Below are 7,213 nucleotides of genomic sequence, written 5' to 3'. Positions count from 1 at the left end.
CGACCCGGTAGAGTCGTTCATGCTGCACGTAGCATCTCCGTCGGGGAGCACCAACGGCCTTTCTTGGGGGAAATAGTGCTTGGAGCCCTCACGTTAGGTGCGTCACTGACAGCGGAAGCAGTGCAGAAAGCCTATGAGGACTTCCTCAAGAGCGAACAGAATATGCGATGGTCCTCAGGATTCGACACCGCAGTGCGCACCAAGGCATCGGGACTTTTCATGACCTTGGCTTTCTTCAACGCAATCGAACTGGACCAGTCGTTCGGATGATGCCTTTGCGCGGGGAATGAGCGTCGGCTGTTGGCCGCACTGAGACAGAGCGGCACCAGGCGCATGGAGGCACGCGAGGGTATGGTGGTCGCCCCATGGCGGTATTCATCACGCCACCGAAACGGCGGTGTGGATTGGGGGCCAAGGTGACGGGTTTCCACCCGCCGCACTCTGTGTCACATACTATGGAGGACTTGCCGAATTCTTGAGCGTCCGTGGAAGACGGGTCGGCGGCCCAGGGCTAACCTTCAATTTGCACATCGACCGCATCGTCCGAAGCTCAACGCGCAGTGCAGCCCATTCTCAGATGATTTCAAGACGCAGCCGACCGGGGCACCATATCGCATGGCGCCTGCTAAATTGCGAGCTCTTTTTCATTGAGCGCCTGGGAGCAGACTCCTCATCAGCGTCTCGTGACGTTGACGGCCACGATTTCGTATCCGGGGTCGGCGTGCTCGTTCGCGACTTTATTCGCTTCCTCATACGAGAGAAAGGACGTGGCTTCTTTAATCTCCGGTGCCAAGCCGATATCGCCGTCCTCTGCGGTGCAGAGGAACTTCTCGCCGGTCTTCACGACGTAGACGGTCGTCATGTCTCCCTCCATTGCAGGGGAACTTCCAGTCTAGCAGGCCGGAAGGGTTGTACACGGTTCGCTGAGTTGTTTCCGGAACGTCCTTGCGAGAGGCGTTCCGCCCTCCGATTTTCTGTGCGTCATTCTATGATTCTGTTCGCAACCCGACAGTCAAATTGATGTGCCGTCATCGTTGCAACGAACGCCAAATAGCTGTCGGGGAGATGCTCTGGCAAATCCAGTTTTCGACGATTCAAGCATACCCCGTCGTAGCGGTTGAGTCATATGCCATCCGTGGTGCCCTAAGGGCAAAGCGCCGCAATAGACGCCTCACGGCTCGAAGTGGTCCTTTAACTTTCCGCACTGCGGACATTCGATTCGTGATTGCGGTCGCGATCAAAGTCCGGGCGACAATGATTCCAAAGGCTCACCTTCGCAGCCGTCCAGCGCTGCGTGACTCCGTGGCTTGTCTGCTGGCGGTGTCGCTACGTTCAGCCGCCAGTCAGCAAGTTGTCGTTTGCAGCAGGTCACGCGCGGTGTTGAGCACGCCGTCGGCTATCTTGCCCGAATCTATCGTGTAGCTACCGTCACGCAGCGTAGCCTTGATCGACTCGACCTTCGCCGTGTCGATATCCGAATCGCTCGACGTGCGCGGCGCGGACATTGACGAGAGATTCATCGTCGAATTCTGCGCGCCCGCAGCGCTGACTTGTTGCGTGGACTCGACGGCACCCTTCGCATCGCTGTTGTTCGTCGCGCGTTGTGCCCCGTTCTGCAGAGCCGCGAGCCGGTAATAGCTGGATTCAATCTTCATGGTGTGTGTCCCCCGCTTGTTGAGTTTTTATCGGTCCAGCGTTTGAAATCTTTACGCCGCCGTGGGAAGCACAACCGTGCCCATGTTTGGCCGTGAGCCGCCAGGCCTTGCTGGGCGGGCGCTCTGGCCGCCTGCAAAAAGTTGAAACAAAGTGTGAGCAATACCGCACAACGGATAAGCTGTCGAACTCAAGATCAGGCAGTAGCGACCGCGGCCAGTCGGCGGCATCATCGCCGGTCTGCGAGCGACTTCAAAATTGTCCGACGCGACTTCACCTCATGGCCGCCTACAGCCTGTCATGGGAGGACGCTCTTCTCACCGCTATGCCGAGTCACTCCGAACCTAGGGCGCAGCTACGCTGGATAGCAGGACGCCGCCCCCCATTTACCTCTCATGAACAAACGTACCCGCCGCCCTTTGCAGCCTCACTGGCCCTTTCCACCGAGTCGCGATGTCGCTGGTCGCTCCTTCGGCGATCTCGTCGCGCTTCAATATTGCGGCGCGGAGGCGTGGCTCTGGCGATGCCGGTGTGGCGGCCATGTGACTGCCGCGCTGAGGACGGTGGAGGGCGGTGGCGTGCGTGATTGCGGCTGCCGGGAGCAGCGTCGCGTGTGGCGGTCGCGACCGGGCTCACCCACGCTCAAGGGCGGCGAGGTTTTCGGCCAGCTGACGACGGAGCGGTACGCTGGCGATGGATTGTGGGTTTGCCGGTGCGACTGCGGTGGTGAGGCGACAGTGAGCGCCGGGCGCCTGCGAACGGGCAAGGCGCGCTCGTGCGGCAGTTGCCTCGTCGCTTCGACCGACCGGGCGGCATAGCCCGCCTGGCCTGATTGCGCGATTGCCATGCATAACTCCGCGCTGCCGAACGACTGGAGCTGGCCCGACAGCCGCCTGATGAGTTCGGGCATGAGCCGAATACCCGCGCCGTCACGCGCGCACGTCCGGAAAAGAAAAAAGGCCCGCACTGGGGCGGGCCTGAATCCATGTGGAGACATGGAGGAGACGGCTTAAGTATAAACCCTAAGTCAATCCTTTGCACGCCCGGGGTGGGAAAGCCGCGCGCCAGATCCTGCCGGCGGCGCCGCGATCCGATCTGGCGGCGCGACGCACCCGGGACGGGGAGCCTGCGGCGGCCCCGGAAGGCCGGTCGCAGTGGGGAAGCTCCCCGTGATAAGCGGCATTATCGCGGCTCACCGGCCATATGAGGTTGCAGAGTATGAGAGTGTCAACCTCACCAAATCCGTGGCGGGATCCTTTGCCACGGGGCTTTCCCGTCCTAAGTTGACACCCTCTGACCAGGAGAAAATTTAATGGTGAACTGCGTGAGCGCGAGCAGCCATAAGAGGCGGCGCTCGTGTCGGCTGCTGATTGAGTACATCGTTCGATTCCTTATAGTTGTTATTCGAAGTGCGTTTTCCCGCGTGGCTCGTTCTGCCCGCGTGGCTCGCGCTGTTCAATGCGTTAGCGCGCCCGTCGGCGCCCGCGCAACTCGGGCTGCCGGCGGCGGCCGAACGTTCAATCGTCGAGCGATTCGTGGACTGCCTCGGCGCCCTGTTTCCAGTAGCTCGCCGCGCGAATCCGCGACTTGTCGACGCCACGTTCCGCAACCAGATGATGACGCACCGCGCGCATGGTCGCGGATTCGCCCGCAGCCCACACGTAGCCTTCGCCGTCTTCCGGCAGGTAGATGTCGCGGACCGCCTGCAACAGCGCCGCGCCGCGCTGATCCGCTTCGCTGCGATAGCACCAGACCAGATGCAGTTCGGCTTGCGTGGTGAAGTCGATGCGCGCCGACGGATCGGCCACTTCGATCACGGCGGCGACGCGCGCGCCGGCCGGCAGTTCTTCCAGGCGGCGGGCGATGGCTGGCAGCGCGGTATCGTCGCCGATCAGCAGATGCCAGTCGAAAGCGGTCGGAATCATCAGCGAGCCGCGCGGGCCGCCGACGCCGAGGTACTGACCCGCTCTGGCTTGCGCCGCCCAGTTCGCGGCGGGGCCCGCTTCGTGCATCGCGAATTCGATGTCCAGCTCACGCGCGTCGCGGTCGAAGCGGCGCGGCGTGAAATCGCGCGCGGTCGCGCGCGGCTGGCCGGCGGCGAACACCGGGCCGTTGGGGCCGGCTTCGGGCAGCGTCGGCTTGTCCACGCCTGGCTCCGGGAAAAACACCTTGATGTGGTCGTCGAACGATGCGGACACGAAGTCGTGCAGATCGTCTCCCGTGAAGGTCACGCGAATCAGGTGCGGGGTCAGCGTGTGCACCTGTTTGACTTGCAGCAGGCGGAACTTCAGCGGATGACGCACGCGCTGGACGGCCAGATCGGGGCGGTTGTCGTTGGTCGGCATGAGGATAGGGCTCCTGTTTGGTTCATCGGCGCGCCGGGCGCGCACGTGGGCGTCCCAGGCGTGCAAAGGCAGGCGAGAGACGCGGGGCGTGGGGTCAGGCGGTGGGTTCGCTGTTGGCATCGTTGCCGGCGTCATCCGCTTTGTCTTCGCCTTCGATTTCTCTCGCCGCGCGCATCAGGATCGCGGCGATGCGGCGCTGTTCGGCGGCCGGCGCGTTGTCACGGCGCAGCAGCGCGTGCTTCAGCGTGCGGCGCGCTTCGTTCAGCTCGGGCAGCCAGCCGCCTTCGCTGATATCGGCCGGCTCCTCGCCGGCAAACGCGCGGCGCACCGAATCCATCTTGCGTGCGATGTGAGTCAATCGCGCCAGCATCAGTTCGACGCGCTCGCGGTTGGCCGCCAGATAGTCGCGGCCCGCTTGCGCCAGTTCGTAGCGCTTGCGGTTGCCTTCGAGTTGCACGGTCACGTAGCCCAGTTCTTCCAGATACGTGAGCGCCGGGTAGACCATGCCGGGGCTTGGGCTATAGAAGCCGTTCGAACGTGTTTCGAGCGCCTTGATCAGCTCGTAGCCGTGGCTCGGCTGGGCGTCGATCATCGACAGCAACAGCAGTTGCAGGTCGTCGGAGCTGAACTTGCGGCCGCGCGGGAAGCCTTCACCGTCGCCGCCGAAACCACCCGGGCCGCCGCCGAAGCGTCCGCCACGGCCACCGCCGCGCGAGTCGTGATGACGGCCGATCGCGTGCCACAGCGCGTGCAGCGCAAAGCGGGCGTGGCCGTGATGCGCTTGACGGCCGTGGTTGCGCGGGTCCGTCTGGAAGTCGCTGCGGCCGAGGTGGCCTGGTCGGCCTTCGCGGGTTGCGGCGTCGCCCTGAGACTCGCGGCGCTCGCCCCGTGGCTGGCCGTTGCCGTGGAACGCGCGCCAATCGTCGCGCTCACCGTGGCGGCGCTCGAATTCCGCGCGGCCGCGCTCGCCGTGAAACGTCTGATGGCGCGCGAAAGCGTGCCAGAGCGCATGCAGCGATGCGCGCTCATGGTCTGTGTGGAAACCATCGTCCACATTGCGCGGACGGGGAAAACGGTGCTGATGACGCATTCTGGGTACTCTCGTGAATGTCTTAAGATGTGTCTTAAGATATATATCTAAAGATAGTTTGTCAAACTGCTTTTTTGGAGCCCACGTCGCAACTCACCGTCTTTAAATGCCATTTCGTCATTAAACAAATGACATTCATGCTCTCGTGAAATTGTCCCGAAAGGTCGAGAATGCCCTTCAACGCGGCATTGGCCGTTATCGAGGAGAGCAGATCATGTTTGCGATTACCGGTGTGACAGGGCAGGTGGGGGGCGCGGCGGCGCGCGCGTTACTGGATGCGGGGCATGCGGTGCGCGCTGTGCTGCGCGACGAAAGCAAGGCCGCTCTGTGGACCGCGCGTGGCGCCGAGGTGGCGATCGCATCGTTCGACGACGCCGACGCGCTCGCCGCCGCGTTTAGCGGCGCAGAAGGCGTGTTCGTGATGATCGCGCCGAACTTCGCGCCGCAGCCGGGCTATCCGAATGCGCATGCGGCGGCGGCCGTGCTGAAGGAGACGTTGACGGAAGCGAGGCCGCAGCGGGTGGTGGCGCTATCGTCAGTTGGCGGGCACCGCGAGTCGGGGCTCGGTCTCATCACGCAGGTGCACATTCTCGAAACCGCGCTCGCGGAGTTGCCGATTCCGACCGCAATTCTGCGGCCGGCGTGGTTCATGGAGAACTCGCTGTGGGACATCGCGCCTGCTCGCGAAACCGGGGTGATGCCGAGCTTTCTGCAACCTCTCGAGCGTGCGTATCCGATGGTCGCGACCGCGGACATCGGCCGCGTGATCGCGGATACGCTCGCGCAAGCGTGGCAGGGGCGTCGCGTGATCGAGATCGAAGGTCCACAGCGTTATACGCAGCATGAGATTGCCGCGTTGCTCGGCGGTGTGCTCGGGCGTCGAGTGAAGGCTCAGACGGTGCCGCGAGATCAGTGGGAAGCGCTGTTCCAGGCGCAGGGCACCACATGGCCGGCGCCACGCATCGAAATGATCGATGGCTTCAATTCGGGGTGGATCGATTTTGAACGCGCAGGCAATGAGCACGTGATCGGCGCGACGGCTTATCAGAGTGTGCTGGCGGAGTTGGCCGCGCGCGCGGGTTGAGCGAAGCGGGGTTGTGCGGCGGTTCCGGAATCGTCGCGCTCGCCATGTCCGTCCGCTCGTCTGATTCAAAAAATCGACTGTCCCGTGCAGGTGGTCAACCATTCAAGCGCGAGCACCCCCGCCAACGAATTGCCATTGCCATCCAGCCCCGGCGACCACACGCACACGGCCATCTCGCCCGGCAGCACCGCGACGATCCCGCCGCCCACGCCGCTTTTCGCCGGCAATCCGACCCGGTACACGAAGTCGCCCGCCGCGTCGTACGTGCCGCACGTCAGCATCAGGGCGGAGAGCCGTTTCGCGGAACTCGTGTCGAGAATCCGTTCGCCGGTGGCCGGCGCCACGCCGTGATGGGTCAGAAACAGCGCCGCCTTCGCCAACTCCACGCAGCTCATCGAAATCGCGCATTGGCGGCAGTAAGCGTCGACCACCGTTTCGGGCGGCATCTGCATGTTGCCGAAGCTCGCCATGAAGTGCGCCATCGCACGATTGCGGTGCGCGTGCTGCAATTCCGATTGCGCGACGCGCAAGTCGTAGTCGATGCTGGGCTCGCCGGTGAGCCGCCGCATGAATTCGACCAGCGCGGTTTCGGCTTGCACGAAACGGCGGCACAGCACGTCGGTGACGACCAGCGCGCCTGCGTTGATGAATGGATTGCGCGGCTTGCCGTGCTCGGCTTCGAGTTGCACCAGCGAGTTGAACGCATTGCCCGACGGCTCGCGTCCGACGCGCTGCCAGAGCGCGTCGCCGAGCAGCCGGAACGCCATCGTACAGGCGAACAGCTTCGAGATGCTCTGAATCGAAAAACGCGTGTCGGCTTCGCCGGTGCGAAAGACCTCGCCCGCCGCGGTGACGATCGCCATGCCGAAACGGTCGGCGGAAATCCTGGCGAGTTCGGGGATGTAATCGGCCACCTTGCCGGTGCCCAGATGGGGCCGCAGATCGCGATGAATCTGTTCGAGAATGGAGGCGTAGTTCATTGGGCTCGGACCGTTGAAGCCGCGATTCTACTGGCAAGCCGCGGTGCATGGGTGGCCCGCG

The 7,213-nt window shown here is 63.5% G+C and carries 7 protein-coding genes; 2 read left to right on the top strand and 5 right to left on the bottom strand.

Going from position 1 to position 7,213, the window contains the following annotated elements; all coding sequences use genetic code 11:
* A partial coding sequence (locus tag P0D89_RS32130; protein WP_408377722.1) for a hypothetical protein occupies positions 1–270 on the top strand: 270 nt, incomplete at its 5' end.
* 403 nt (positions 271–673) lie between these two features.
* Here the strand turns inward: P0D89_RS32130 and P0D89_RS32125 are convergent.
* The 4 genes from P0D89_RS32125 to P0D89_RS32110 form a co-directional block, all read right to left on the bottom strand.
* Entirely contained in the window at positions 674–862 is a 189-nt protein-coding gene (locus P0D89_RS32125) for a hypothetical protein (RefSeq protein ID WP_408363836.1), read from the bottom strand.
* 481 nt (positions 863–1,343) lie between these two features.
* The gene (gene flgM, locus P0D89_RS32120; protein WP_408363834.1) at positions 1,344–1,655 is read right to left on the bottom strand and encodes a flagellar biosynthesis anti-sigma factor FlgM; all 312 of its coding nucleotides are present in this window, start codon (positions 1,653–1,655) and stop codon (positions 1,344–1,346) included.
* Positions 1,656–3,170: 1,515 nt separating this feature from the next.
* Positions 3,171–3,998, bottom strand: a complete 828-nt coding sequence (locus P0D89_RS32115; RefSeq protein WP_408363832.1) for a siderophore-interacting protein — start codon at positions 3,996–3,998, stop codon at positions 3,171–3,173.
* Positions 3,999–4,092: 94 nt separating this feature from the next.
* Positions 4,093–5,088 (bottom strand): PadR family transcriptional regulator, encoded by a 996-nt coding sequence (locus P0D89_RS32110; RefSeq protein ID WP_408363830.1) that lies wholly within the window; start codon positions 5,086–5,088, stop codon positions 4,093–4,095.
* 214 nt (positions 5,089–5,302) lie between these two features.
* Here P0D89_RS32110 and P0D89_RS32105 point away from each other — a divergent pair, with 214 nt between their 5' ends.
* Positions 5,303–6,172, top strand: coding sequence for an NmrA family NAD(P)-binding protein (locus tag P0D89_RS32105; RefSeq protein ID WP_408363828.1), 870 nt, complete (start codon positions 5,303–5,305; stop codon positions 6,170–6,172).
* A 65-nt stretch (positions 6,173–6,237) separates the two neighbouring features.
* Here P0D89_RS32105 and P0D89_RS32100 read toward each other — a convergent pair whose 3' ends face one another.
* Entirely contained in the window at positions 6,238–7,152 is a 915-nt protein-coding gene (locus P0D89_RS32100; protein ID WP_408363826.1) for a glutaminase, read from the bottom strand.
* Positions 7,153–7,213 lie beyond the last annotated feature (61 nt).

Source organism: Paraburkholderia sp. RL18-085-BIA-A, from assembly GCF_046027075.1.
GTDB lineage: Bacteria > Pseudomonadota > Gammaproteobacteria > Burkholderiales > Burkholderiaceae > Paraburkholderia.
The sequence above is the reverse complement of the archived record's forward strand: the minus strand, read 5'-3'. Positions and strand labels throughout refer to the sequence as shown.